The sequence below is a fragment of the Paremcibacter congregatus genome, assembly GCF_006385135.1.
Classification (GTDB): Bacteria; Pseudomonadota; Alphaproteobacteria; order Sphingomonadales; family Emcibacteraceae; genus Paremcibacter; species Paremcibacter congregatus.
Genome location: NZ_CP041025.1, coordinates 299,859 through 323,861 on the forward strand (window position 1 = coordinate 299,859; position 24,003 = coordinate 323,861).

At 53.3% G+C, this 24,003-nt stretch carries 18 protein-coding genes; 7 read left to right on the forward strand and 11 right to left on the reverse strand.

All coding sequences use genetic code 11. The features are described from left to right. Positions 1–15 precede the first annotated feature (15 nt). The 3 genes from FIV45_RS01425 to ppa form a co-directional block, all read right to left on the reverse strand. The gene (locus tag FIV45_RS01425) at positions 16–1,548 is read right to left on the reverse strand and encodes a UbiD family decarboxylase (protein WP_099472800.1); all 1,533 of its coding nucleotides are present in this window, start codon (positions 1,546–1,548) and stop codon (positions 16–18) included. Positions 1,549–1,633: 85 nt separating this feature from the next. Next, on the reverse strand, positions 1,634–2,413 hold the full coding sequence (locus tag FIV45_RS01430) for a PEP-CTERM sorting domain-containing protein (protein WP_099472609.1): 780 nt from the start codon (positions 2,411–2,413) through the stop codon (positions 1,634–1,636). A gap of 237 nt (positions 2,414–2,650) precedes the next feature. Beyond that, a complete protein-coding gene (ppa, locus tag FIV45_RS01435) occupies positions 2,651–3,199 on the reverse strand; it encodes an inorganic diphosphatase (RefSeq protein WP_099472605.1) in 549 nt (182 codons plus the stop codon). A 217-nt stretch (positions 3,200–3,416) separates the two neighbouring features. On the opposite strand from ppa, the gene FIV45_RS01440 reads away from it, so the two are divergent. The 4 genes from FIV45_RS01440 (at position 3,417) to FIV45_RS01455 (ending at position 9,161) form a co-directional block, all read left to right on the forward strand. Next, positions 3,417–5,399 carry a sodium-translocating pyrophosphatase gene (locus tag FIV45_RS01440; protein WP_099472603.1) on the forward strand — a complete coding sequence of 661 codons (1,983 nt, stop codon included), beginning with the start codon at positions 3,417–3,419 and terminating at the stop codon, positions 5,397–5,399. 145 nt (positions 5,400–5,544) lie between these two features. After that, positions 5,545–6,747: an ATP-grasp domain-containing protein gene (locus tag FIV45_RS01445; protein WP_204844785.1), complete on the forward strand. Its 1,203-nt coding sequence runs from the start codon at positions 5,545–5,547 to the stop codon at positions 6,745–6,747. 5 nt (positions 6,748–6,752) lie between these two features. Beyond that, positions 6,753–7,790 carry a polysaccharide deacetylase family protein gene (locus tag FIV45_RS01450; protein ID WP_204844787.1) on the forward strand — a complete coding sequence of 346 codons (1,038 nt, stop codon included), beginning with the start codon at positions 6,753–6,755 and terminating at the stop codon, positions 7,788–7,790. A 30-nt stretch (positions 7,791–7,820) separates the two neighbouring features. Next, complete coding sequence (locus tag FIV45_RS01455; RefSeq protein ID WP_099472595.1) at positions 7,821–9,161, forward strand: glycosyltransferase; 1,341 nt, start codon at positions 7,821–7,823, stop codon at positions 9,159–9,161. On the opposite strand, the gene ubiA is transcribed toward FIV45_RS01455, so the two are convergent. Continuing rightward, positions 9,158–10,117, reverse strand: coding sequence for a 4-hydroxybenzoate octaprenyltransferase (gene ubiA, locus FIV45_RS01460; RefSeq protein WP_099472590.1), 960 nt, complete (start codon positions 10,115–10,117; stop codon positions 9,158–9,160). The two genes, FIV45_RS01455 and ubiA, sit on opposite strands and share 4 nt — an antisense overlap. 70 nt (positions 10,118–10,187) lie before the next feature. On the opposite strand from ubiA, the gene FIV45_RS01465 reads away from it, so the two are divergent. Together FIV45_RS01465 and FIV45_RS01470 are read left to right on the forward strand one after the other, a co-directional pair. After that, entirely contained in the window at positions 10,188–10,952 is a 765-nt protein-coding gene (locus FIV45_RS01465; protein ID WP_099472586.1) for a 16S rRNA (uracil(1498)-N(3))-methyltransferase, read from the forward strand. Between the two features lie 118 nt (positions 10,953–11,070). Beyond that, positions 11,071–13,740, forward strand: a complete 2,670-nt coding sequence (locus FIV45_RS01470; RefSeq protein WP_099472582.1) for a zinc-dependent metalloprotease — start codon at positions 11,071–11,073, stop codon at positions 13,738–13,740. A gap of 163 nt (positions 13,741–13,903) precedes the next feature. Here the strand turns inward: FIV45_RS01470 and FIV45_RS01475 are convergent, their stop codons facing one another. The 6 genes from FIV45_RS01475 to FIV45_RS01500 form a co-directional block, all read right to left on the reverse strand. Beyond that, positions 13,904–14,140 carry a hypothetical protein gene (locus FIV45_RS01475; protein ID WP_099472580.1) on the reverse strand — a complete coding sequence of 79 codons (237 nt, stop codon included), beginning with the start codon at positions 14,138–14,140 and terminating at the stop codon, positions 13,904–13,906. Between the two features lie 234 nt (positions 14,141–14,374). Beyond that, positions 14,375–16,462, reverse strand: a complete 2,088-nt coding sequence (ligA, locus tag FIV45_RS01480; protein WP_099472577.1) for an NAD-dependent DNA ligase LigA — start codon at positions 16,460–16,462, stop codon at positions 14,375–14,377. Positions 16,463–16,486: 24 nt separating this feature from the next. Further along, positions 16,487–18,157: a DNA repair protein RecN gene (gene recN, locus FIV45_RS01485; protein WP_099472575.1), complete on the reverse strand. Its 1,671-nt coding sequence runs from the start codon at positions 18,155–18,157 to the stop codon at positions 16,487–16,489. A 52-nt stretch (positions 18,158–18,209) separates the two neighbouring features. Continuing rightward, positions 18,210–19,007 (reverse strand): outer membrane protein assembly factor BamD, encoded by a 798-nt coding sequence (locus tag FIV45_RS01490; protein WP_204602183.1) that lies wholly within the window; start codon positions 19,005–19,007, stop codon positions 18,210–18,212. A gap of 242 nt (positions 19,008–19,249) precedes the next feature. Further along, on the reverse strand, positions 19,250–20,497 hold the full coding sequence (locus tag FIV45_RS01495; protein ID WP_099472573.1) for a methyl-accepting chemotaxis protein: 1,248 nt from the start codon (positions 20,495–20,497) through the stop codon (positions 19,250–19,252). Between the two features lie 13 nt (positions 20,498–20,510). Further along, complete coding sequence (locus FIV45_RS01500; protein ID WP_099472571.1) at positions 20,511–21,116, reverse strand: PAS domain-containing protein; 606 nt, start codon at positions 21,114–21,116, stop codon at positions 20,511–20,513. A 468-nt stretch (positions 21,117–21,584) separates the two neighbouring features. Between FIV45_RS01500 and FIV45_RS01505 the strand changes: the two genes are divergently transcribed. Continuing rightward, positions 21,585–22,532: a zinc ABC transporter substrate-binding protein gene (locus FIV45_RS01505; RefSeq protein WP_165776994.1), complete on the forward strand. Its 948-nt coding sequence runs from the start codon at positions 21,585–21,587 to the stop codon at positions 22,530–22,532. A 32-nt stretch (positions 22,533–22,564) separates the two neighbouring features. Here the strand turns inward: FIV45_RS01505 and FIV45_RS01510 are convergent, their stop codons facing one another. After that, entirely contained in the window at positions 22,565–23,974 is a 1,410-nt protein-coding gene (locus FIV45_RS01510; protein WP_099472567.1) for a glutamate--cysteine ligase, read from the reverse strand. Positions 23,975–24,003 lie beyond the last annotated feature (29 nt).

Below are 24,003 nucleotides of genomic sequence, written 5' to 3' on the forward strand. Positions count from 1 at the left end.
CAGTTTGTACTGCAGTTATTTTTTCTTGTCAGATGAGGGGGGCGACCAGATCGGGGCGCCTGAGGTGGGCAGCCCGAGGCTGTCCCATTTCTCGCTCACCCGGTCAATGACATCGCGGTCCATGGCGATTTCCTCGCCCCATTCCCGGTTGCTTTCACCAGGGAATTTATTGGTGGCGTCGAGGCCGATCTTGCCACCGAGGCCCGAGAAGGGGGAGGCGAAATCGAGATAATCGATTGGGGTATTTTCCACCAAGGTGGTATCGCGCACCGGGTCCATTCGGGTTGACATGGCCCACATCACATCTTTCCAGTCGCGCACATTGATGTCGTCATCCACCACGATGATGAATTTGGTATACATGAACTGACGCAGATAGGACCAGGTGGCCATCATCACCCGCTTGGCGTGACCGGCGTAGCCTTTTTTGATCGAAATCACGGCGATGCGGTAGGAACAGCCCTCCGGCGGCAGCCAGAAATCGACGATTTCCGGAAATTGTTGTTGCAGCAGCGGAATGAAAACTTCATTCAGCGCCTCGCCGAGCACCGATGGTTCGTCCGGCGGCCGTCCGGTATAGGTGCTCAGGTAAATCGGGTCCTTGCGCATGGTGATGGCGGTCACGGTGAAGGTGGGGAATTTCTCCACGCTGTTATAATAGCCGGTGTGGTCGCCGTAAGGCCCCTCATCGCGATAATCATCCAGCGACACATGACCTTCCAGCACGATTTCCGCCGTCGCCGGCACTTTCAGCGGCACGGTCTTGCAGTCGACCAGTTCGGTCTTCTTGCCGCGCATCAGGCCGGCGAACTGATATTCCGACAGGGTGTCGGGCACCGGGGTCACCGCGCCGAGGATCGTTGCCGGATCGGCCCCGAGGACCACCGCCACCGGCAGCGGCTCATTCTTCTGCTGCTTCCAGCGCCGATGATGCTGCGCCCCGCCGCGATGCTTGAGCCAGCGCATCAGGGTCTGGTTTTTATTGAGCAGCTGCATACGATAAATACCGAGATTGAAATCATCTTCCCGCGCGCTACCCGGGCCTTTGGTCACCACCAGCGGCCAGGTGATCAGCGGCGCGGGCTCGCCGGGCCAGCAGCCTTGGATGGGCAATTTGGTCAGGTCAATATCATCACCGGTCAGCACCACTTCATGCACGGGGGCGGATTTGACGGTCTTGGGCCGGGCGTTCATCGCCTGCTTGAGGATCGGCAGCATGCGAATGGCGTCCTTGAAACCGCCGGGCGGTTCGGGCTGGCGCAGAAAAGCCATGGTCTCGCCGAGCGCGCGCAGTTCGGACGGCTCCCGGTTCATGCCCCAGGCCACCCGCTCGACAGTGCCGAACAAATTGACCAGCACCGGCATGTCGCTTTTGCTGCCATCTTCCTTGATCACATGTTCAAACAGGATCGCCGGGCCGCCTTCGGCCAGCACCCGGGTTTGAATTTCGGTCATTTCCAGATGGGTCGAGACGGGGGTTGTGACCCGCACCAGACGACCGGTTTTTTCCAGATGGGCGATGAAGTCCCTGAGTGATGAATAAGACATGGCAACCTTATAGGGGGAAAGCGGGTAACGGGGCAATAAAAAAGGCGATCCGAAGACCGCCTTTTGAAGGATATGGAACCGGGCGTTATGACCGGCGTTTGCGGGCCAGACCCAGACCGAACAAACCAAGACCGAGCAGGGCCAGCGGGGCAGGCTCAGGAACGGTGGTCATTGCCACGAAAGCCAGGCCACCACCATTTTGGATCCCTGTATCGCCGATACGGGTGGCTTGTGCCGTTGTCGTATCAAGGGAATAGAGCCAGCTATCCTGATTACCAACAGCATATAGGATGCCATTCTCAATATCGTAAGCCAAACCGGATTGATCGAAGTCAATAAGCGTATCACCGATCAACGTCCAAAGATCATTGATAATATCGTAGGAATACAGATTGCGATTGGCGCCGGACAGGCCATAAAGAGTATTTCCGCCGCCATAGGCCAGACCTTCAATATCCGTGCCCGGAGCAGACAGAGGGGTCAATGTCGAAAAGTCACCCGAGCTGATTGAGAAGAAACTGCCGTTAATGCCGCCATAAAGTGTGTTTGTATTGGGATTATAGGCTAAGGCTTCTGCATTGGCGGAACCGATAATAGGAGCGCCGCTGCCATCTGTGCTGGTACTGGCGATATTTGTCCAGGTTGAACCATAAAGCTTCGTCGGATCGGCTGAAGGAGCAAGACCAACAGTAGCGCCTGTTACGCCGGATGCGCCGATGTTGGTGGCGGCGCCAGTTGTTGTATTCAGAGTGTAAAGGCCATTGCCATTATTGTCTTCACTAAAATAAAGCACGCCCGCATGGGCATTGCTGACGATTGTGAGCGAGAGAATACTCAAGGTACCTAACATTATTTTTTTGAACATTACTTTTCCTTTTAATTATCATTTTTTATGGGTGCCGTAGCATTGTTGTGTAGATACCTAAGCAAATAGTATGCCATTATGAGAAATTGCCTTATTTACAACACATTAGGGTTTTTAATGATTTTGCAAATAACATAACATGTAAAATATCCTGACAGTTATTCCCGAATTGGTACAGGTCGCGACATAAAAAAGGCGATCCGAAGACCGCCTTTTTATCGGGTAAATCGTGATGAATTAGTCTTCGTCGGCGGGGGCGTTCTTTGCCCGTTCGATGCCGTCGAGAATCATTTGTTTGGCTTTTTCAGGGCCTTCCCAGCCGGTGACCTTAACCCATTTGCCTTCTTCGAGATCTTTATAATGTTCGAAGAAATGCTGGATGCGGTTGAGCAGCAGTTCCGGCAGATCGGTGTAGGTATCGACATTTTTATAGGTCGGATCGGTTTTCAGATCCGGCACGGCAAGAATTTTTTCATCGCCGCCGGCTTCGTCTTCCATCAGGAGCACGCCCACGGGCCGGGCGCGGATCACACAGCCGGGGACCAGAGGTTCATCCACGACGACCATTACATCACAGGGATCGCCGTCTTCCGACAGGGTATGAGGCATATAGCCATAGTTGGTCGGATAGCGCATTGGCGTATGCAGGATACGGTCGACCAGGATCGCGCCACTGCGTTTGTGCATTTCATATTTCACCGCGGCGCCGCCGGCGGGGACTTCGATGATGACGTTGATTTCTTCCGGTGGATTTTTACCGGCGCTGATTTTATCGACTAAAGGCATGAGAGTTCACTTCTTTGGCTTTAAATTGTGGTTCAAGGTGTTTGCGGCGCAATATAGCTAATTTATCATTTTTGTCAGCATGAATCTTGCTATCAATGGTCTTATGTCTTAACGTTTTATTTACTTTGTAAAAACAGACCTCGTAACAGAGGAAAAATATCGTTTTAGGGAAGAGACTTATAATCAAATTAAAGAAATAATTGCCAAGGGAGATATCATGGCGGATTTAGTATTGTACCCCCCTATTTTGGGGCTTGTCGGACTACTCGTAGCATTCATCCTTTATCGTATGGTGGTCAGTTACCCGGAAGGGACTGACAAGGTCAGAAAAATCGGTGACCAGATTCATATCGGCGCCATGGTTTTCATGAACCGCGAATATAAAATGTTGCTGATCTTCAACATCGTAATCATCATTCCCCTGTATATTTTTCTTGGTCAGGAAACGGCGATTTCCTTCGCTGTCGGTACGGTGGCTTCTGCGGTTGCCGGATATCTCGGCATGTTTTCGGCCACCAAAGCCAATGTCAGAACCACCACAGCCGCCCATGACAAGGGGGCGGCAGCGGCCTTGACAGTCGCCTTCTTTGGCGGCTCCATCATGGGGCTTTGCGTTGCGTCTCTGGGGCTTTTGGGGCTTGGTCTGCTGTATTATTTCTTCGGTGCGACCCATGCGGAAGCCATTCACGGGTTTGGTATGGGGGCCTCTACCGTGGCGCTCTTCTCACGCGTGGGCGGAGGTATTTTCACCAAGTCCGCCGATGTGGGTGCGGATCTCGTGGGCAAGCTCGAAGCCGGTATTCCGGAAGATGATCCCCGTAATCCCGGTGTGATCGCCGATAATGTCGGTGATAATGTCGGTGATGTGGCCGGTATGGGCTCTGATATTTTTGAAAGCTATTGCGGCGCCATGATCGCGACCATCGCGCTTGCCTCGACCATGGCGGTGGCCAATAAGGCGGACCTGATGTCCTTGCCCTTGCTGCTGGCGTCGGTGGGTCTGATCTGTTCGATCCTCGGCATATTCATTGTCAAGCTGATGTCCAACAGTGCGCCGGAAAAAGCCCTGCGCGCCGGCACCATGGGGGCGGCGGTGCTGTTTATCATTGCCGCTTATTTTGTTCTCGACAGGTTTGGCATCGATATTGGTAAATTCTACGCCATTATCAGCGGCGCTGTCGGCGGGGTGATTATTGGTCTGGTGACGGAATATTATACCGCGGGGTCCCCGGTCAGACGTATCGCCCAGTCCGGCGAAACCGGTTCGGCCACCGTGATGATTACCGGTCTGGCGGTTGGTATGCAGTCTGTTGTCGTCCCCGTGCTGACCATCTGTGTGATTATCTTTGTGTCCACCACGTTTGCCGGTCTTTACGGTGTTGGTCTGGCGGCGATTGCCATGCTGGCGACGGTCGGGATTACCATGGCGATTGACGCGTATGGTCCCGTGGCCGATAATGCCGGCGGCATCGCCGAAATGGCGGGTCTGGGCAAGGAAACCCGTGACATCACCGACAGCCTTGACGAGCTGGGCAATACCACGGCCGCGATTGGCAAGGGCTTCGCCATTGGCGCGGCGGCGCTGGCGGCGCTGTCAATCATCGCGGCGTTTGTCGCGACGGTGACCCATCATGTGCCGGGCTTCAGTCTCAGTCTTGATAATCCGAAAGTCCTGATCGGTCTGTTTATCGGCGGCACCATTCCCTTCCTTATCGCCTCGATCACCATGACGGCGGTGGGCGATGCAGCGATGGAAATGATCGTCGAGATCCGGCGGCAGTTCAAGGAAATCCCTGGTCTGCTTGAGGGCACCGCTGATCCGGATACGGAAAAATGCGTTGATATCGCCACCACGGCGGCGCTGAAGAAAATGATCATTCCGGGTGCGATTGCGATCGTGACGCCGGTGATTGTCGGCTTCGGCCTCGGTGCGCAAAGCCTGGGCGGTATGCTCGGCGGGGCGTTGCTGGGCTGTGTGCTGATGGCGCTGATGATGGCCAATGCCGGGGGGGCCTGGGACAATGCCAAGAAATATATTGAAAAGGGCAATCTGGGCGGTAAAGGCTCGGACGTGCATGCGGCGGCGGTGGTCGGCGATACGGTTGGTGATCCCTTCAAGGATACCTCCGGCCCGAGCATGAACATCCTGATCAACGTGATGGCGATTGTCTCTCTGGTGATTGCGCCACTTCTGACATAACGTTTTTTATGTTATGATAAAAAGGGCTTCTGTAAGGGGGCCCTTTTTTATTTGTTTTCGCCATTAGATTATTAAGACGCATCCTGTACAGAATTCCTTGAGCGTTGCAGAGGAATAGATAAAAAGGATTGAGAAAGAATAGATGGTGCTGGACGTAAGACAAAACAAAACAATTCTGGTGGTGGAGGCGCAGGCTCTCGGGATGATCGGGGTTATTCGGGGGCTGGGCATGGCGGGCTATCGGGTGATTGCGGCGTCCAGTGATGAGCAAGCCTTGGGGCTGAAATCAAACTTTGCGACGGAATCACACGTCTGCCCTGCCTATGGGAGGGAACAGTATTTCCCGTGGCTGGACGAGGTGATATCAAAGAAACAGATCGCTGCCATTGTCCCGAGTGAAAGTTTCCTGCTCGCCATCCACAGCAGCTTTTCAAAATACGCCCATCTTATGCCGGGAAATATGGACAAGGCCACCGTTTATAAATGTCTTTGCAAGACAGATGTATTTTCAAGCTTTATTGAGGCGGAGGACGATGGTTTTCTGGTCCGGAATACGCCCAAGACCTACATTGTTACAGATGCGGCGTCGGTACCGGATGAGGCGCAGCTCACAGCGATGGGGCTGCCGATATGGATTAAACTGGACGAATTCTACGTTCAGGGAGAGAATTGTGAACGAGGCGTTATCCGGGCAGATTGTATTGAAGACGCGACGCAGGCTATTTTGAACCATTTGCCGAAAGTTCAAAAAATTCTCGTTCAATCGCATGTGAAAGGCGTCAAGACGGCGGTTAATCTCTGTCTTGATCGCGGGAAACTATTGGCGCGATCTGAGTTTATCGCCACGCATGAAAATCCTCATACAGGAGGATTTGCGACTTTGCGCCATACTTGGGAAAATGAGGAGATGTTCAAGGATGCCCTGGCCAAGATCAGGCACCTTGGGTGGGACGGTGTCGCCATGATGGAATATCGATGGGATCGGCATACTGGTGAGTTCAATTTTATTGAACTGAACGCCAGATATTGGGGGGCGCTGCATCTGGAACTCTACGCCGGGAAAAATTTTCCGCAGATCCAGATGGATGCTTTTTTTGATCTTGATCCGGAACCCCGTTTGAAACCTGAAAAATTTCAATCAGTCCGCTACGCATTGCCAGGAGACTTTGGCTATATGATGAGCAAGGTGAGGGATCGGAATGTTGCACGGACAGGCCGTCTGATGGCTTTTCTGGGATTTCTTGGCCTGTTCCTTAATCCTTTTATAAAGTCTGACTTGTTGTTTCCGGGGGATCGTTATCTCTACGGGCTGCAGATGAAGAAATTTGTCCGGGACCTGTTCAGGTAGCCATGATGAAAAGCATAAAAATTCTGATTTATTTTCTACTCAAATATACCGGCGCCTTCGGGATTTCCCGGAAGATCCAGCATAAAAAACTGCGTATCCTCTGCTATCACGGTATTGCTTTTCAGGACGAACATGTTTTTAAGCCGACTTTGTTTATGACAGAGGAGCTGTTCCGTCATCGCATGGACCTGCTGGTGAAATCCGGCTATCAGGTCATTTCCCTTGCGGCGGCGGTGAAGGGACTTAAAAAGGGGAATTTGCCTGACAACAGTGTGGTCATCACCTTCGATGATGGCTGGGAAGGCACCTTCAGCAAAGCGCTGCCGATCCTGCAGCAGCATGATTTCCCGGTGACCATATACATCACCAGTTATTATGCCGAGAAACAGGTGCCCGTATTGAATGTTTTCCTACAATATCTTTTTTGGAAAAGCCCGCTGAAGCAGATTGATTTGGTAAGTCTGCAACTTGACGGGCTTTCTGGTAAGATGAATACGGCTGACAAGACCCAACGTGAAGAGACGGTGAACCGGATATTAGATCATCTGGAGGCGCATTATCCGTTGCCGCAACGTTATTTTTTTTGCGAAACTATCGGACAAGTTCTTCAGGTTAACATAGAAGAGATAAAGCAAAAAAAAATGTTTATGCTCGCGGGGCCTGATATGATCGCCGCGTCGGCGCAGTATGAGGGGGTCGACATTGAACTGCATACCCACCGTCATGTTTTGCCAGACACTTCATTTGACGCCTGCGCGGGTGAAGTCAGGGAAAATCAGAAAATATTGGAACGGTGGACGGGAAAAACACCGGTGCATTTTTGTTATCCTCATGGTTGGTACACTGATGATCATTTCAACTGGTTACCAAAACTGGGACTAAAATCAGCGGTGACTGTCTGTCCCGGTTTAAATGATAGGCATCATAATATAATGGCGCTTGACAGGTTCCTAGATGGTCAATCAATATCAAGGCTTGAGTTTGAAGCAGAATTATGCGGTATTGCGAGTGTAATAAGAAAAATTTATATTTTATGCCAGTAGAGTGTGGGTAAAAGTATTATAGGAATATCAATGAAAATATTAATTGTAGCGGGGTATTTTCCCCCTTTTTCTCCCGCTTCTGCAAGCCGGATCAATAAATTTGCTAAATATATGCATGACACTGGCCATGATGTCATGGTCCTCGCACCGGAAAACAAAGGTTATCCTCCAACATTAACCGCTGAAATTCCGCAAGACAGAATTATATTCACTGATATAACCAATATTAATGAAATCCCGAATAAAGTGAAGCACCGGGTCAGGAATATTGTGCAATCTGCGAAACAAGCTGGTGCCTCGGCAAACCCTGATTTGGACGAAGGGAGGCGAGAGCCGAAGGCGGGTTCCGAAAAATCCGGCAAAGAATCGGCACTTAGTCGGTGGTATCGTAAGTTGACTAACATCCCAGACGATATGATCGGCTGGTATCCTCACGGTGTAAAAGCCGGGCGCAAGCTGTTTGAAAGCTGGTCGCCGGATATTATTTTCTGTACAACGCCCCCGCACAGCGGGCTGTTTGTCGCCCGCCGTCTGGCGACGATTCTTGATGTGCCCTGGGTGGTGGATTTCCGTGATTTGTGGACCGGTCATGGCTATTACAATGCCTCTATCATACAGTGGACTGTAGATACTTTTCTGGAAAAAATGGCCTTGAGGAAGTGCAAGGGCATGATCACGGTCACGGAAAGTTGGGCGAAAGACCTGAAAGAACAAAGCACCCTGCCGGTTGAATTTGCCCGTAACGGGTTTGATCCGAAAGATTTTTCAGATACGCCACTTGAAACATATGATGCGGAAAAAGTCACAATTATTTATGCCGGCCTGCTGTATGGAATCAAACGCGACCCGTCGTTAGTGTTGGAAGCCCTCGGCAAGATGGGGGACAAGGCGAAATATTTCCGGTTTATGATCTATACGGCGAAGGGCATTCGTGATCTGACGCCGGCTCATACGGCCTTGATCGAAAAATATAACCTGCAGGACGTGGTGGAAAATTACAAATATATTCCTCAGGCGGATTTGCTGAAAATTCAGCAGCAGGCCGACCTGTTGTTGTTGTTGCGCTGGGATGATCCTAAGGAAAACGGTGTGATTGCCGGAAAACTGTTTGAATATATCGGGTCCGGCACGCCGATCCTTGCCACGGGAAGCATAACCGGCGAAGCCGCCGATATTGTACGGGATAATGATTTTGGCCTGGTCAGCAACGACGTCGATGAAGTAGTTGCTTATCTGGAAAAACTTCTGATCACGAAACAAAAGGGCGATTTGAAACGGCGTGTTAATCCCAACCGGGAACAATTCACCCGGACGAAACAGTTCGAAAAGCTTGTCCCCTTTATGGAAAAAATCATCGCCGATAGCCGCTAGATGTAATGTCCGGCCAAAATACTGAGAAACAGCAGCAGCCCGAGACGCTGATTTGACTTGAACAGCCGCAGACAAATCTCGCCATTATCAATATCAAGGGTTTTCAGCTGCCAGAGAGCATGTCCTGCCACCAGAGCGAGGCCGATGTAAAAACCGGCGCCGGTCCCGGCCATAAATCCCGCCGTGGCAAAACAGCCGATCATCAGGATAAAAAAACCGGCGAGCCATTTCGGCGTCGTGGCTCCCAGTTTCAGGGCCGTGGATTTCACGCCGATCAGAATATCGTCTTCCTTGTCCTGATGGGCATAGATCGTGTCATAACTCAGCGTCCAGAAAATTCCGCCGACATAGAGCAGAAGCGCCGGTGCTTCCAGCCCGCCGGTCACCGCCGACCAGCCCATCAGGGCACCGAAGTTAAACGTCAGCCCGAGGGTGATCTGCGGCCAGTAAGTGATGCGTTTCATAAAGGGGTAAATCGCCACCAGCGCCAGCGAACCCACGCCGAGCCATATGGTGAAATCATTCATCTGCAGCAGTACCGCAAGCCCGATCAGGCACAGCGCGCCCAGGAACAGAAAAGCCTGTAACACGCTAACCCGGCCGCTGGGCAGGGGGCGGCCCTTGGTGCGCTCGACCATGGCGTCGAATTTCCGGTCGGCGAGATCATTGACCACGCAGCCCGCGCCGCGCATGACATAGGCGCCGAGCGCAAACAGGCCCATCAGCCCGAGGTTAGGCAGATAAAACCGCCAGTTCTCCGGCTGCCAATATTGCCAGTGACTGGCCAGCGCGATGCTCCACAGGCAGGGCCACAGCAACAACCAGACGCCAATCGGCCGATCGGCGCGCATCAATTGCAGATAGGGCCAGGCAAAGTCCGGCGACAGGCGGTTGACCCAGCCTTGGCGGATGGTGTCTTTCGGCGCGACTTTTATGCGGTTTTCGATTTTTGTCATTTGCCCTGTTTAGAATAAAAAACTATCATTGGCAAAAATTATATCATGATCTCAAGGTGTTTATACCCCCATGGCGACCAAACATACCGCACGGCTTTATATTGACCAGGACCTGAAGGTCGGGGCGGAACTTCTTCTTGATGGCAACCCCGGGCATTATCTGGTTAATGTCATGCGCCGCAAGATGGGCGATCCGGTGACCCTGTTCAACGGCCGCGACGGCGACTGGATGGCGGAAATCGTTAAAACCGGCAAGGGCCGGGCGATGGTTGTTGTGCGTCAAAATATCGCGGCCCAGGTCGCGGAACCTGACCTGTGGTATCTGTTTGCCCCGATCAAGAAGGCCCGACTTGATTATATGGTGGAAAAGGCGACGGAGCTTGGGGTGTCCCTGATCCGGCCCGTGTTGACCGACCGCACTAATCTCGACCGTCTGAAGGAAGACAAAATCCGTCTCAGCGCCATCGAAGCAGCCGAACAATGCGAGCGCATGACCGTGCCACAGGTTGCGCCGCTGATCAAACTGACCGACCTGCTGGCGGACTGGCCTGAGGATCGCCTGATCATGTTCTGTGATGAGGACGGCGCGGGCGACCAGAATTGCTACCCCGTGGGCCGGGCGGTGGAAGAGGTCAACGCCTGGCAGGGGCGGCCGGACAAATGGGCGATCCTGATTGGCCCCGAAGGCGGGTTCAGCGATGCAGAGCGCGCCCTGATCCGGGCCTTGCCCCAGGTGGTGCCGGTTACCCTCGGTCCCCGAATCCTGCGCGCCGATACCGCCGCCATCGCCGCCATTGCCCTCTGGCAATCCTTTGCCGGCGACTGGCAGACGTAATATTCCCGCAATGTATCTACAATATAATTGACTCATTCTTCGAAGATGGCCATCATCTGCGGTGAACTAAAACTATTTCTGAGGGGTGTTAGGGGTAATAAAACTAGGAAATAGACGAATGACAATAAAAACAAGTTCAGCGTCCGTACTCGCGGGGATTTTAGCGTTAAGTGTATCCAGCTTCGCCCTTCCGGCGATGGCGGATCAGGATCAGACGGGTGCTTTTGTGGTTCAGGACGGGGAAACCGCGCCTGAAGAGAATATCATGGACAGCGCAAAGCCGGGCGATACAGCATCAGACGACACGGCTGACAAAAAAGATAAAGACAAGGCGCTTGCCGATTTTGTTGAGGATAAGGAAAAGATCGAAGGTCTGTTCACCTTTTACCGTGATAAGGAAAAAGGCGAATTATTTATGGAAATCAGCGAAGACCAGCTGAACCAGGAATTCATCTATTTCATTTATGTTCATAATGGCGTGACCGGAGTGCCGGGTCTGGCGTTCCGTGGCGCGACCGGAAATAACCAGGTTTTCTCTCTCGCCAAACATTATAACCGCATTGATTTTATTGAGGAAAACACCAACTTCTATTACAATCCGGAAAACCCGATCAGCCGCTCTGCTGACGCCAATGTGTCTTCCGCCGTTTTGGCGACGGCCGAGATCAAAGCCACCAGCGCGGATAAGAAGCGCTTTCTTATTCCGGTGGATAAAATGTTTCTGAGCGAAGCCCTGACCCAGCTGACCCCGGACAAACGTCCCGGCGACAAGGATGCCGGCAAATATGGCCCGGGCAAGCTGAGCAGCAGCAAGTCGAAAATCACCGATATCAACAATTATCCGGAAAATTCCGATGTGATTGTTGATTACGTCTTTGATGATTCGAAGGCCATGCCGGACCGCGATAATATCGGCGGCCTGCCCCGCAATGGCAAGCTGACCCTGCAGCACAGCTTCATCCAGATGCCGAAAAATGATTTCAAACCCCGCCTTGACGATCCGCGGGTCGGCTATTTCTTCCAGCGCGCCACCGATATGATCAGCCATAGCGCCACCCCCTACCGGGATGTGATTGATCGCTGGAGCCTGGTGAAGAAAAATCCCGAAGCCGCGCTGTCAGAGCCGGTGGAGCCGATCGTATACTGGATCGAGAACACAACACCGGTGGAATATCGCGACACCATCCGCGATGCGCTGCTGACCTGGAACGAGGCATTCGAGAAGGCCGGTTTCAAGGACGCCATTCAGGTGAAGATCCAGCCCGATGACGCCGATTGGGATGCGGGGGATATCCGCTATAATGTCCTGCGCTGGACAGCGTCGCCGCGGCCGCGCTTCGGCGGGTATGGGCCGCATTTCGTTAACCCGCGCACCGGTCAGGTGCTCGGCGCCGATATCATGCTGGAACAGGTCTTTGTCACCAACCGGGTGCATTACAGTGGCTTGTTTGAGACGACGGCGCTCGGACTGGGCGACGACAGCTATACCGCCTTTGCGCCAGAGCAGGAGTTTATGACCTGCAGCATGGGCCATCAGGTGCAGATGGCGGCCCAATTCGGGCGTTCTGTTCTGACCAGCAAAGGCGCTACTGAGGTGGAGAAAAACGAGCTTGTCAAACAAGGGCTCTACTATCTGACCCTGCATGAGGTGGGGCATACCCTGGGCCTCAATCACAATATGAAGGCGACCCAGCTTCATGCATACAAGGACATTCATGATACAGACCTGACCAGCAAGGTTGGTCTGGCAGGATCGGTGATGGATTATCCGGCGATCAATATTGCCGGCAAAGGAAAACCCCAGGGGCAGTTCTATACCATGAAGCCGGGTCCCTATGATCTTTGGGCGATCGAATTCGGTTATTCACCGGATCTGGAAGACCCGGCCAAGCGGCGGGCCCTGCTGGAACGCTCTGGCGAGCCGGCGCTGGCGTTTGGCAATGATGCCGATGACATGCGGGCCCCGGGGAAAGCGATTGATCCGCGGGTGATGATCGGGGATATGTCCGGGGATGCGATTGCCTTCGCCGCCCATGAAATAGCCCTGTCGGAAGACACACTGTCGACCTTGCTGGAAAAATACGATGAAACGGGACAGTCCTGGCATGAATTGCGCGATGCTTTCTTTATCCTGAGCGGGGCCAAGGGGCGCGCCGGGGGCGTGATTTCCCGCTATATTGGCGGGGTCTATGTGGATCGGGCTTTTGTGGGCCAGGACACCGTCGCCAAGGCGCCTTATGTGCCGGTGTCAAAAGCCGATCAGAAGCGGGCAATGGGGCTGTTGCGGGCTGAAATTTTCGCCCCTGACGCCTTTGCTTACCCGGCAGAGCTGATCAGTCACCTGCAGCCGCAACGTCGCGGCTTTGATTTCCGCAGCAAGGGCGAAGATCCGAAAATGCATGGGCGTATTCTGAAAATTCAGGAAGGCATTCTATCGCATCTCACCCATAAGGATGTTTTGCAGAGAATCACCGACAGCGGGTTATATGGCAACGACTATTCCGTTGCCGAGATGATGGGTGAATTGACCGATGCAATTTTTGAGGCTGACCTGAAAGGTGATGTGAACAGCTATCGTCAGAATCTGCAGGTGTCCTACATCAAGCGTTTGGTCGGAATAGTGAAAAACAAAGCGATTTCACATCAGGCCCATGCGGCGGCGTTTGCCAACCTCAATCGGGTCAGTGACTGGATGGCGAAATCCCGGCGGGGCGGTTCGGATACCCGCGCCCATCGCGATTTCCTGAAATACACCATTGATCAGGCGCTTTATCCCGCGAAAAGCTAGGCGCCGTTGACCGTTAAATCCAACAAACCCCCGATCAGTGATGGTCGGGGGTTTTTTACTGCGGGTTTGACGGGGGACATTGTGCAAAAAAAAGACCCCGCACGACCTGTGACATGTCACAGGTTATACGGGGCAATACTCAACTACTGTAGGGAACGGGGTGTCAAGCAACCTTGATGTTCAGGTCGTTGTCGTTGCTTGGGGTCGGGACAAAACCTTTGTCTTGCATAAGGTCCATGAAGTCGTAATCGGCGGTTGTCTGCTCAACTTGCGAAGACAGTTTGCCCAGCAGGCCGTTGAAAACGGAAACCAGCTCGAGGGAAGTTACATCTGTCTGAGGAGCAAAACCTTTGTCCTTCAACAGATCCATGAAATTGTATGTTGTTACAAAATTAGTCATTGATCTAAACCTTTATAAAGAAACCTGTTGAAATTTAATTTCTAAAAACCATGAGTATTCTAAGTTACATTTTATCGACTTGTGATTGTCACCCTGCCGATGCCGTGTATGTAGGCTCACTCCAGAGGAATGAGTAGAGCCAGTTTTCGCATCCCAGCCATGCACATAACGCATGGCTGACGGGAAAGGTGTTATCTTGTTACATGTTAGCAAGAGGCGAGAAAAGAGAGAGGCCTAGCCAATCAGCGCAATCCACTCGTCTTCGCTCAGGGTTTTGATGCCCAGGGCTTGCGCTTTTTTGAGCTTGGATCCGGCTCCGGGACCAGCGACCAGCAGGTCGGTTTTTTTAGAAACAGAGCCAGATACCTTGGCGCCGCGCTTTTCCGCCGAGGCCTTGGCTTCCTGCCGGGTCATTTTTTCCAGACTGCCGGTAAAGACAACAATCTTGCCGGCAACGGGAGAGCTGTCGGTTTCGGGGGCTTCGAAGTCCTCGACCTCGACCTGGGCGCGCAGCTTATCGAGGGCGTCCATATTTTGCGGTTCGGCAAAGAAATTGATCAGGGTGTCGGCGACCTTGGGGCCGATGCCGTCTATGCTCAACAGTTCGGCATGGGCGTCGCTGTCGGGATCCTGGGCCGCAATCATCGCCGCCTGCAGCTTATCCATGGTCAGGTAATTCAGACACAGAAGTCGCGCGTTCTGTTGCCCGATATGGCGGATGCCGAGGGCAAACAAAAAGCGGTCCATGGGCATGCGCCGCTTGACCTCAATCGCCGCCCAGAGGTTTTTTGTTGACAGCTCGCCCCAGCCTTCGAAATTCTTTAACTGCACCAGGCCGTCGCTGTAGCGGTCTTCAAGGGTAAAAATATCCGCCGGGCTGGCGATCATTTTCTGTTCAATGAGAAATTCGATCTGCTTGCTGCCGAGCCCATCAATGTCAAAGGCATTGCGCGAAACGAAATGGCGCAGCCGTTCGAGCCTTTGCGCCGGGCAGATCAGGCCGCCGGAACAGCGCCAGGCCACTTCACCTTCTTCCCGTTCCAGATGGCTGTTGCAGGACGGGCAGGTGGCGGGAAATATAATCGGCTGGCTCTGGTCCGATGTTTCGGCGACTTCCACCACTTGCGGAATGACATCACCGGCCCGCTGCACCACCACTTTATCACAGATCTTGATGCCAAGACGTTCTATTTCGTCGGCGTTATGCAGGGTGGCGTTGGACACCACCACGCCGCCGACAGTGACGGGCTCCAGACGCGCCACCGGCGTGATCACCCCGGTGCGGCCGACCTGGTAATTAACGTCTTTCAGAATGGTCAGGGCCTTTTCCGCCGGGAATTTATGGGCGATGGCCCAACGCGGCGCACGGCCGACAAATCCCAGACGTTCCTGCAAATCCAGCCGGTTGACCTTATAGACCACGCCGTCAATGTCATAGGGCAGCTCGGCGCGGGCGGCGCCGATGATCTCATACTGGCGAATCGCCGCTTCGGCGCTGTCGCAGATCACCGCCAGGTCATTGATGGTGAAGCCCCAGCGGCGCATCTGGTCAAGGCAGGCCGACTGGCTGTCCCCGAAGGCGGCGGAATGTGCGCCCCAGCCATAGGCGAAAAACCGCAACTTGCGGGCAGCGGTAATGCGGCTGTCCAATTGCCGCAATGATCCGGCGGCGGCATTGCGCGGGTTGGCGAACGGGGGCTTGCCGGCTTCTTCCTGCTGGCTGTTCAGAGCAAAAAAATCATCCTTGGCCATGTAGACTTCGCCGCGGATTTCCACCACATCGGGAAAGTCATTGCCGGCCAGATGATGAGGGATATCGACAACGGTCTTGAGGTTGGCGGTGATATCCTCGCCGACCCGGCCATCGCCGCGGGTGAGGCCCTGGACCAGACGGCCTTTTTCATAACGCAGAGACGCTGACAGACCATCAATTTTAGGTTCCGCCATCAAGGTCATTTCGTCGGTCGGTGTCAGGTTGAGAAAGCGTTTCACCTTGGCGACGAAATCGGCTACATCTTCGCTGCTGAAAGCGTTGTCGAGCGACAACATGGGGCGGGCGTGGGCGACTTTCCGGAAACCGCTGGCCGGGGCGCTGCCGACTTTCCCGCTCGGGCTGTCGGGGCGTGTCAGGTCGGGAAAACGGGTCTCGATTTCATTGTTACGGATTCGTAACAAATCATATTCCGCATCGGAAATTTCCGGCGCATCCTTGCCGTGATAGAGCGCGTCATGACGCGATATTTCTGCGGCGAGAGCAGAAAGTTCCCGCGTGGCCTGTTCTTTTGTCAGTTCAGTTACGGGTATGGAACGAAATTCGGTCATGGTCACTCTGCATCAGGCACGGGGTTAATTCTGCATCAGGCTTGCGGCGGCGGCGCGGGCTTCCCGGGTCACTGTGGCCCCGGCCAGCATCCGGGCGATTTCTTCCTGACGGTCTGTGGGGTCGAGCGCGGTGACATTGGTATAGACATCGCCGCCCTTGATTTTCTCGGTCTTTTCGATCAGCCAGTGATTGGCGCCCCGGGCCGCCACTTGCGGTGAATGGGTGATCACCAGAACCTGGGCTTCTCCCGACAGGCGTTTCAGGCGTTCGCCGACCGCATCGGCAACGGCGCCGCCGACACCGCGGTCAATTTCATCAAACACCAGGGTCGGGACGGTGCTTTGCCGGGCGAGCACCACTTTCAGGGCGAGAATAAAGCGGGACAATTCGCCACCGGACGCCACCTTGATCAGGCCGCCAAAGGGTGCGCCGGGATTGGTGGAAATCTGGAATTCGACCCGTTCGCCGCCATCACTGTGCCAGTCTTCCGGTGCCAGCGGTTCAAGATGGGTCTGAAAGCGGGCTTTTTCCATTTTCAGGGGCGGCATTTCTGCATTGACCAGTCCGTCGAGTTCACCGGCGGCGGTGGCGCGGGCGGCGGAAAGCTTGTGGACGGCTTGTTCAAATGTCTGGCGGGCCGTGACCACCTCGGCTTTCAGGCGGTGCACTTCCTCATCGCCAAATTCCAGTGCCCGCAGCTTTTCTTCAAAATCGACCAGTACACGCGGCAGGTCGTCGACCTGACAGTGATGCTTGCGGGCGGCGGCCCGGAGCGCGAACAGGCGTTCCTCGGTATTTTCCAGTTCCCGGGGATCAAATTCAAGATTACGTAATGTCTCTTCCAGCTGGGCGATGGCGTCAGAGGTTTCGTTGGCCGCCCGGTCGAGCGACATGACCACCGGATCAAGCAATCCCTTGTCCTGACCGGACATGCGGCTCAGACGGCGGATGATCGAGCGCAGGGCCGCATCGACGCCGTTGTTATCCAGCAGATTTTTCAGCACATCGGTGAGGCCGCCGGACATTTGTTCGCCCTGCATCATGCGACTGCGTTCATCGGCTAGGGTGGTCTCTTCGCCTTCCACCGGGCGCAGGCTGGCCAGTTCTTCGAGATTGTGGCGGATGTAATCTTCATCGGCCTTGACCTGATCAAGCTTGGCCTGTTCAGCAGCGAGCTGTTTTTGCAGAGAAGTCAGATGGTTGTGGGCCATGCGGACGGCGGCGGTTAGCGGGCCATACTGGCCGTAATTATCCAGAATGTTACGATGCCCGGCGGCATTGAGCAGGCCGCGTTCGTCATGCTGCCCGTGGATTTCCACCAGCATATCGCCGACATCGCGCAGCAGGCTGACGCTGACCGGCTGGTCATTGATGAAAGCGCGGCTGCGGCCATCCTGGGTCAGGGTGCGGCGCAGGATCACCTGACCGCCCTCATGGGGGATATCCTGATCGCGGAGAAAGCCCCAGATATGATGGGTCGGGTCAAGGGAGAAGTCGGCGATCACGCTGGCTTTTTCGGTGCCGTGACGTACGAGTTCACGGCCGCTGCGTGACCCCATGGCCAGGCCGAGACTGTCCATGAGAATGGATTTCCCGGCGCCGGTTTCGCCGCTCAAGACACAAAGGCCGCCTTCAAAGTCAATGTGAAGACGGTCGATGAGGACGATATTGCTAATGGTCAGGCTCGTGAGCATCCGAGACACTCCTCGGGGAAATCCACCCCGCTTGTTATGGTTTTTTTACCGTTTATTCCGGCTTTTGAACGTTATACTTCTGCATCAGGGCATAGCTGTATTCATACCATTCGCTTTTGGGGTAGTTGGCCCCCAACACGGCCGCCGTTTTATAGGCTTCCGGCAGAATGCCCGCGGCCATGTAGGATTCGGTCAGGCGATGCAGGGCTTCCGGCACGTGGCTGGTGGTCTGGTATTTTTGCACAACATTCGAGAAACGGGAAATGGCGGCGAAATAATCGTCATTTTTCTGATAAAAGCGGCCGATTTCCATTTCCTTGCCGGCCAGATGGTCGCGGGTCAGTTCAATTTTCAGCCTGGCGTCGGTGGCATATTTACTGAAAGGAAAGCGGCGGACCACTTCACTCAGGGACGCCATGGCCAGTTCAGTTTCCTTTTGATCGCGCCGCACGTCAGCAATCTGTTTGTAATGACAGATCCCGATCAGGTAATAGGCATAGGCCGCGTCTTTGTTGCCGGGATGCAGGGAGACAAACCGTTCCGCCGCCAGAATGGCTTCGTCAAGCTTGTTGGCCTTGAAATAGGAATAGGCGGACATCAATTGAGATCGACGGGCCCAGGAAGAATAAGGGTGTTGACGCTCGACCTCGTCAAAGGCGACGGCGGCGTATTTATACTGGCCTTTATTGAGATATCCCAAGGCGAGCTCATAAATCTCAGTGACGGAACGTTCCTGATATTTCAGGCGATCGGTTCCGGAGCAGGCCGCAAGCAACCCCACCACCATGACAGAAACCATAAGCGGTTTAATTGTGGTCACCACTTTATTGAACTTATTCTTCAAAATCATACTTATCCCATATCCTCGGGTTTACGTCATGACGTCACGCCGTCGCGTCTGACTTCCGAAATCTCGCCTGAATTCACGCCCCTTTTGCCCGACTATAGCACAGCAAAGCCAGAAAGCGCCAACCCATTTGTTACCTGTTGATTATCTCTTTATCAGATATGCGGGAAATAGGGAAATATTAAGGCAAAAAAAGACGGCTGACCCACGACGGATAAGCGGACAGCCTGATCTGGGCGTTCTTTTCAGGTGATGATTGTTTTCACAAACTCCTTGACGGCCTTGTCCATGTCGGAAATTTGCCGGGTGATCTCTGACGTGGTTGTGCCGACCTCTGTTGCCATCCTGGAGGTATTTCCGGAGGCTTCACTGATCTTGCCAATATTATCGGACACCAGAACCGTGCCGCTGGCGGCCTGTTGTATGTTGCGGGAGATTTCCCGGGTGGCGGCGTTTTGTTCATCGACGGTTTGCGAGATAGAAACGGAAAATTCATCAACCTGGCCAACCTTTTCCTGAATGTCGCGGATAACATCGATGGTGGTTTTAACGGCGCTCTGGATGTTTTCCACCTGGCTGACAATATCATCGGTCGCGCGGGATGTTTCGCTGGCGAGGTTTTTTACTTCGGAGGCGACAACGGCAAAACCTTTGCCGGCTTCTCCGGCGCGGGCCGCCTCTATGGTGGCATTTAGGGCGAGAAGGTTGGTTTGACCGGCAATGGTGCGGATCAGCTCAACGACATTGTCGATTTCGTTGGCGGATTGTTCAAGGCTGGCGACGGCCTGTCCGGCGCTTTCGGCACCGACGACGGTGTCCTTGATCGCCCTGGATGAGGCTTCGACCTGATGCAGGATTTCATTGATGGACCCGGAGAGTTCCTCGGTTGCCGATGCGACGGCGCCGACATTGTCGGTGGCCTGTTGGGTGGCGCTGGCGACTTCTTCTGTTTGCAGGTAAGTATCCTTCGCCATGGACAACATTGTTGACGAAGACGTCCCCAGAAGATTGGCTGATTCAGATAAAGACTCGACGACAGTGGAAATATGAGACTCGAAACTATTGGCCAGATCGAAGGTACGGTCATGGTTTTCTTCTTCGATGTCCTGCATGTTCTTTCGGGCGGCATCAATGATCACTGCTCCGCGCCGGAAACTGCCGCTAAAACCGTTTTGCAGAAAACGCCGGTAATATTTCTTGTCGCACGCTTTTTCCATTGTGGTGGAAGATTCGCGAATATAGGCGTCAGTACGGTCAAGAAAGTCATTCAGTATTGTGTAGGTTTCAGCAATCAGGGGATCTGATGATTCGACATCCAAAATGCGGGGTTCCATATCACCGTTGCAGGATTTCCGGAAGATGGCGTGGATTTTTTCCAACGCCTCCTTATAGCTGTTGGGTGCTTCTGAAAGTTTTTCATCTGTTGTCGCGGCGCGCAGGTGATCTGACCGGGGGGCTGGCGGCTGCCGAGTAAGAAATGAAAGAATGCTCATAGTTTAAGTGTCCTTAGCCGTTTTGTGTCTGGGATATGGTGTGTGTCGCGGGGCGATAGTCGTCGAGAAAACTGTCGATGGTTTCCCGGGACAGAAACGATGCAAATTCAAATATGAACTGATCGTAAGTGGTGCCCTGTTCTTTCAGCATTCCTCTGAGGATGTCATATGCGGCCTGCATGCCTTCTTTTTTATTGGCGTAGGATTCCTCGATATCTTTGAGGAAGCGATAAAGGCTTTCAATAACGCCACGTTCGTTTTGCGGGGGCACCCGCCGGTTGGAATGATATCCGACTTTTTTCCCGGTGGAATCATAGGACGGCGTCACATGGGCAAATACCCAGTAATAGTCGCCATTCTTACAACGGTTTTTGACATACGCGAAAACTTCCTCATCCGCGTCCAGCTTTTGCCAGAGCAATTTGAAAATACAGCGGGGCATATCGGCATGGCGGATGATGCTATGGGGTTCGCCCACCAGTTCCTGTTCGCTAAATTGGCTAATGCGGCGAAATGTTTCATTCACATACAGTATCCGGCCTTTTAGGTCTGTTTTGCTTACAATGACATCATGTTCTTCCAAGAAGATATCCTCTCCCGCGGTTATTTCGTTCAGCATAGTTTTCCTCAGTTTTGAAATGCGTATAAGGCAAATCACTTTCAGTGATGTTATATCAGTAATTATTAATTTAGAATTACATGTATAACTAATATTATGGAATGAGTTACAATGAAAATTATCTGTAAATAACCATTCAATTCACATTTAAGAGGGTGTTAGAGGCAAATGGTTAACAAAAGGTTACTGATTTTTCGGTAAAAAAACCCACTATAAAGCTTGACTTTATGGGGAGATGCTTACATATGTTATATTATTACGAAAACGAACAGGACCCGGGTTTTTGACGATATTATTTACGGCCTCAAGCGCGCATTTTCGCTTATTTGAGGGGGCAGCTTTACGCACGCCTTGCATCGTTATCTCTTCAATGGCATCTTGCATCATATGAATATGACAGAATTACACATTTTCCGGCACCGGGAAACCAGTCGCCGGGGATCTTCATATAGAAGGCTTTTCAAGGGTATGTGCCGCTATATGCTGGTGGTGCTGATGCTGGCGATTCCGGTCCTTCCGGCCGCGGCTAAGGACCTGAAGGTCATTGCCACCATTAAGCCGTTGTATTCGCTGGTGGCCAGTGTCATGGGCGACAAGGGCAATCTGGATTTGATGGTCAAGGGGGGGCTGGACCCCCATATTTACCGGCTTAAACCATCCAATATTCGCCAGATACACAATTCTGATGTGGTATTTTATATTGATCCGGACATGGAAACATTCCTGAAGCGTATTTTCAAGCGCAATTACGGGAGTTTCATGGCTGTCCCAATGGCGCAGCAAAAAGAAATCAATCTGATGCCCTACAGAACCAGTAAAGTCTGGTACAAGGATGTTGTTGACGATGACGAGACGCATAGTGAAGGTGAGAATGACCTTCATGTCTGGCTTGACCCGGCCAATGCCCGGCGCATGGTTCAGGTGATTGAGGAGGTGTTGTCGTACCATGATCCTTATAACCGCCTGACCTATATCGAAAACGCCCAGAAGACCATTGCGCGTCTCTATGCCATGGAAGAGGAAATCCGGGAAAAACTGCGGCCGCTGCGGGAAAAGCCGATGATTGTCTATCATGATGCTTTCCAGTATTTCGAGCGGGCTTTCGGTCTGAAAAGTGTCGGGGCCATTCTGCTGCGCTCAGATCAGAACCCGAGCGCCAAGCATCTTAAAGTATTGAAGAAAATTGCCCGCGAAAGAAATGTGACTTGTGTCTTGGGTACGCCCGGCGCGCATCCGCGCATTGCGACGGTTGTCATGAGCGGCACCAAGGCCGGATTCGGCGTGGTTGATCCGCTCGGTGTCTATCTGGACACCGAACCGGACCTGTATTTCAAGATGATGCGGGAAATGACCCAAAGCATCCTCGACTGTCAGAACAAGTCGGATATCTTTGAAGATATGAACAAACTTGATTAGTCGATGCGCTGCCTTCTAAAACAGGTGATCTCTTAAAACGCGTAATCCTTGAAGATTTTTGTGATGTCACCACCCCAGCCGCCCTGATCCACCGGGCTGTTGTATTTCTCCAGCATTTCTTCCGCCACGGTCTGGCCGCGATCAAGAATGGTCAGCAGGGGATTCAGGAAAATACGCTCGTCTTCACCGGTGCTGTTGATCTGCGCCCGACGCTTGAGGCCGTCAGAGGACAGGGCCACCATCTGTTGCGCCAGATCGAGGACAGTTCCTCCCCGGAAGGGCGTGTGCAGAGCTTGAGCCGGCACGTTATCACGTAAATAGGCGTGTTCCTCGGCTGTCCAGTTCTTGACCATGTCCCAAGCCGCATCCAGACTAACCTGATCATACAGCAGTCCGGTCCACAAGGCGGGCAGGGCACAAATGCGATTGCCGGTGCCGCCGTCGGCGCCGCGCATTTCGAGGAATTTCTTCAGGCGAACTTCCGGGAACAGGGTGCTCATATGGTCTTCCCAGTCCTGTATCGTCGGCTTGTGCCCGGGATAGCCAGGTAACTCGCCGCGCAGGAAGTCACGGAAGGACTGACCGGCGACATCAATATATTTACCGTCACGATAGACGAAATACATCGGTACATTAAGGACATGATCTACATAGGCTTCAAATCCCATGCCGTCTTCGAAAATGAACGGCATGATGCCGCAACGGTCCGGGTCCGTATCGGTCCAGATATGGCTGCGGTAGCTGAGAAAGCCGTTGGGCTTGCCCTCGGTGAAGGGAGAGGCGGCGAACAGCGCCGTCGCCAGAGGCTGCAGCGCCAGGGACACCCGGAATTTCTTGACCATATCTGCTTCGCTGGCATAGTCGAGATTAACCTGTATGGTCGAGGTGCGCAGCATCATGTCGAGCCCGAGATTGCCTTTCTTTGGCATATAGTTGCGCATGATGACATAGCGGCCCTTGGGCATGATCGGCACATCATTGCGGGCCGTGTTGGGGTTGAATCCCACGCCGAGGAAGCCGATGCCGAGTTTTTCGCTCACGGCCTTGGTCAGTTTCAGGTGGCTGGAGACCTCAGAACAGGTTTCATGCAGGGTCTTGCGCATGGCGCCGGACAATTCCAGTTGCCCGCCGGGCTCCAGGGTCACCGACTGGCCGTCCTTGGTCAGGCCAATGATGGTTTCGCCTTCCAGCATCGGGGCCCAGCCAAATTCCTGCATGGCTTCGAGTATGGCCCGGATGCCGCGGGTGCCTTCGTAGGGCACCGGTTTCAGGTTCTTCATGCAAAAGCCGAATTTTTCATGTTCGGTGCCGATGGTCCAGTCGCTCTTGGGTTTGTTGCCGGCGGCGATATAATCAATCAGCTGTTGTTTGTTTTCGATGAGGGCATCTTTGGCGAGAGAAGACGCCAGAGAAGGCGAGTGTGGTGTATGTGATGTGGGCATAAGCAATCTCAACTGCATCTTGGGGTTAG

Excerpts from the sequence above, each read along its gene's own strand:
- FIV45_RS01495 (WP_099472573.1), bottom strand. The coding sequence starts at position 20,497 with ATGAGCATTCTTTCATTTCTTACTCGGCAGCCGCCAGCCCCCCGGTCA.
- ppa (WP_099472605.1), bottom strand. The coding sequence starts at position 3,199 with ATGCCTTTAGTCGATAAAATCAGCGCCGGTAAAAATCCACCGGAAGAA.
- ubiA (WP_099472590.1), bottom strand. The coding sequence starts at position 10,117 with ATGACAAAAATCGAAAACCGCATAAAAGTCGCGCCGAAAGACACCATC.
- FIV45_RS01425 (WP_099472800.1), bottom strand. The coding sequence starts at position 1,548 with ATGTCTTATTCATCACTCAGGGACTTCATCGCCCATCTGGAAAAAACC.
- FIV45_RS01475 (WP_099472580.1), bottom strand. The coding sequence starts at position 14,140 with ATGACTAATTTTGTAACAACATACAATTTCATGGATCTGTTGAAGGAC.
- recN (WP_099472575.1), bottom strand. The coding sequence starts at position 18,157 with ATGCTCACGAGCCTGACCATTAGCAATATCGTCCTCATCGACCGTCTT.
- ligA (WP_099472577.1), bottom strand. The coding sequence starts at position 16,462 with ATGACCGAATTTCGTTCCATACCCGTAACTGAACTGACAAAAGAACAG.
- FIV45_RS01470 (WP_099472582.1), top strand. The coding sequence starts at position 11,071 with ATGACAATAAAAACAAGTTCAGCGTCCGTACTCGCGGGGATTTTAGCG.
- FIV45_RS01455 (WP_099472595.1), top strand. The coding sequence starts at position 7,821 with ATGAAAATATTAATTGTAGCGGGGTATTTTCCCCCTTTTTCTCCCGCT.
- FIV45_RS01440 (WP_099472603.1), top strand. The coding sequence starts at position 3,417 with ATGGCGGATTTAGTATTGTACCCCCCTATTTTGGGGCTTGTCGGACTA.
- FIV45_RS01465 (WP_099472586.1), top strand. The coding sequence starts at position 10,188 with ATGGCGACCAAACATACCGCACGGCTTTATATTGACCAGGACCTGAAG.
- FIV45_RS01505 (WP_165776994.1), top strand. The coding sequence starts at position 21,585 with ATGTGCCGCTATATGCTGGTGGTGCTGATGCTGGCGATTCCGGTCCTT.
- FIV45_RS01450 (WP_204844787.1), top strand. The coding sequence starts at position 6,753 with ATGAAAAGCATAAAAATTCTGATTTATTTTCTACTCAAATATACCGGC.
- FIV45_RS01490 (WP_204602183.1), bottom strand. The coding sequence starts at position 19,007 with ATGATTTTGAAGAATAAGTTCAATAAAGTGGTGACCACAATTAAACCG.
- FIV45_RS01430 (WP_099472609.1), bottom strand. The coding sequence starts at position 2,413 with ATGTTCAAAAAAATAATGTTAGGTACCTTGAGTATTCTCTCGCTCACA.
- FIV45_RS01510 (WP_099472567.1), bottom strand. The coding sequence starts at position 23,974 with ATGCCCACATCACATACACCACACTCGCCTTCTCTGGCGTCTTCTCTC.
- FIV45_RS01500 (WP_099472571.1), bottom strand. The coding sequence starts at position 21,116 with ATGCTGAACGAAATAACCGCGGGAGAGGATATCTTCTTGGAAGAACAT.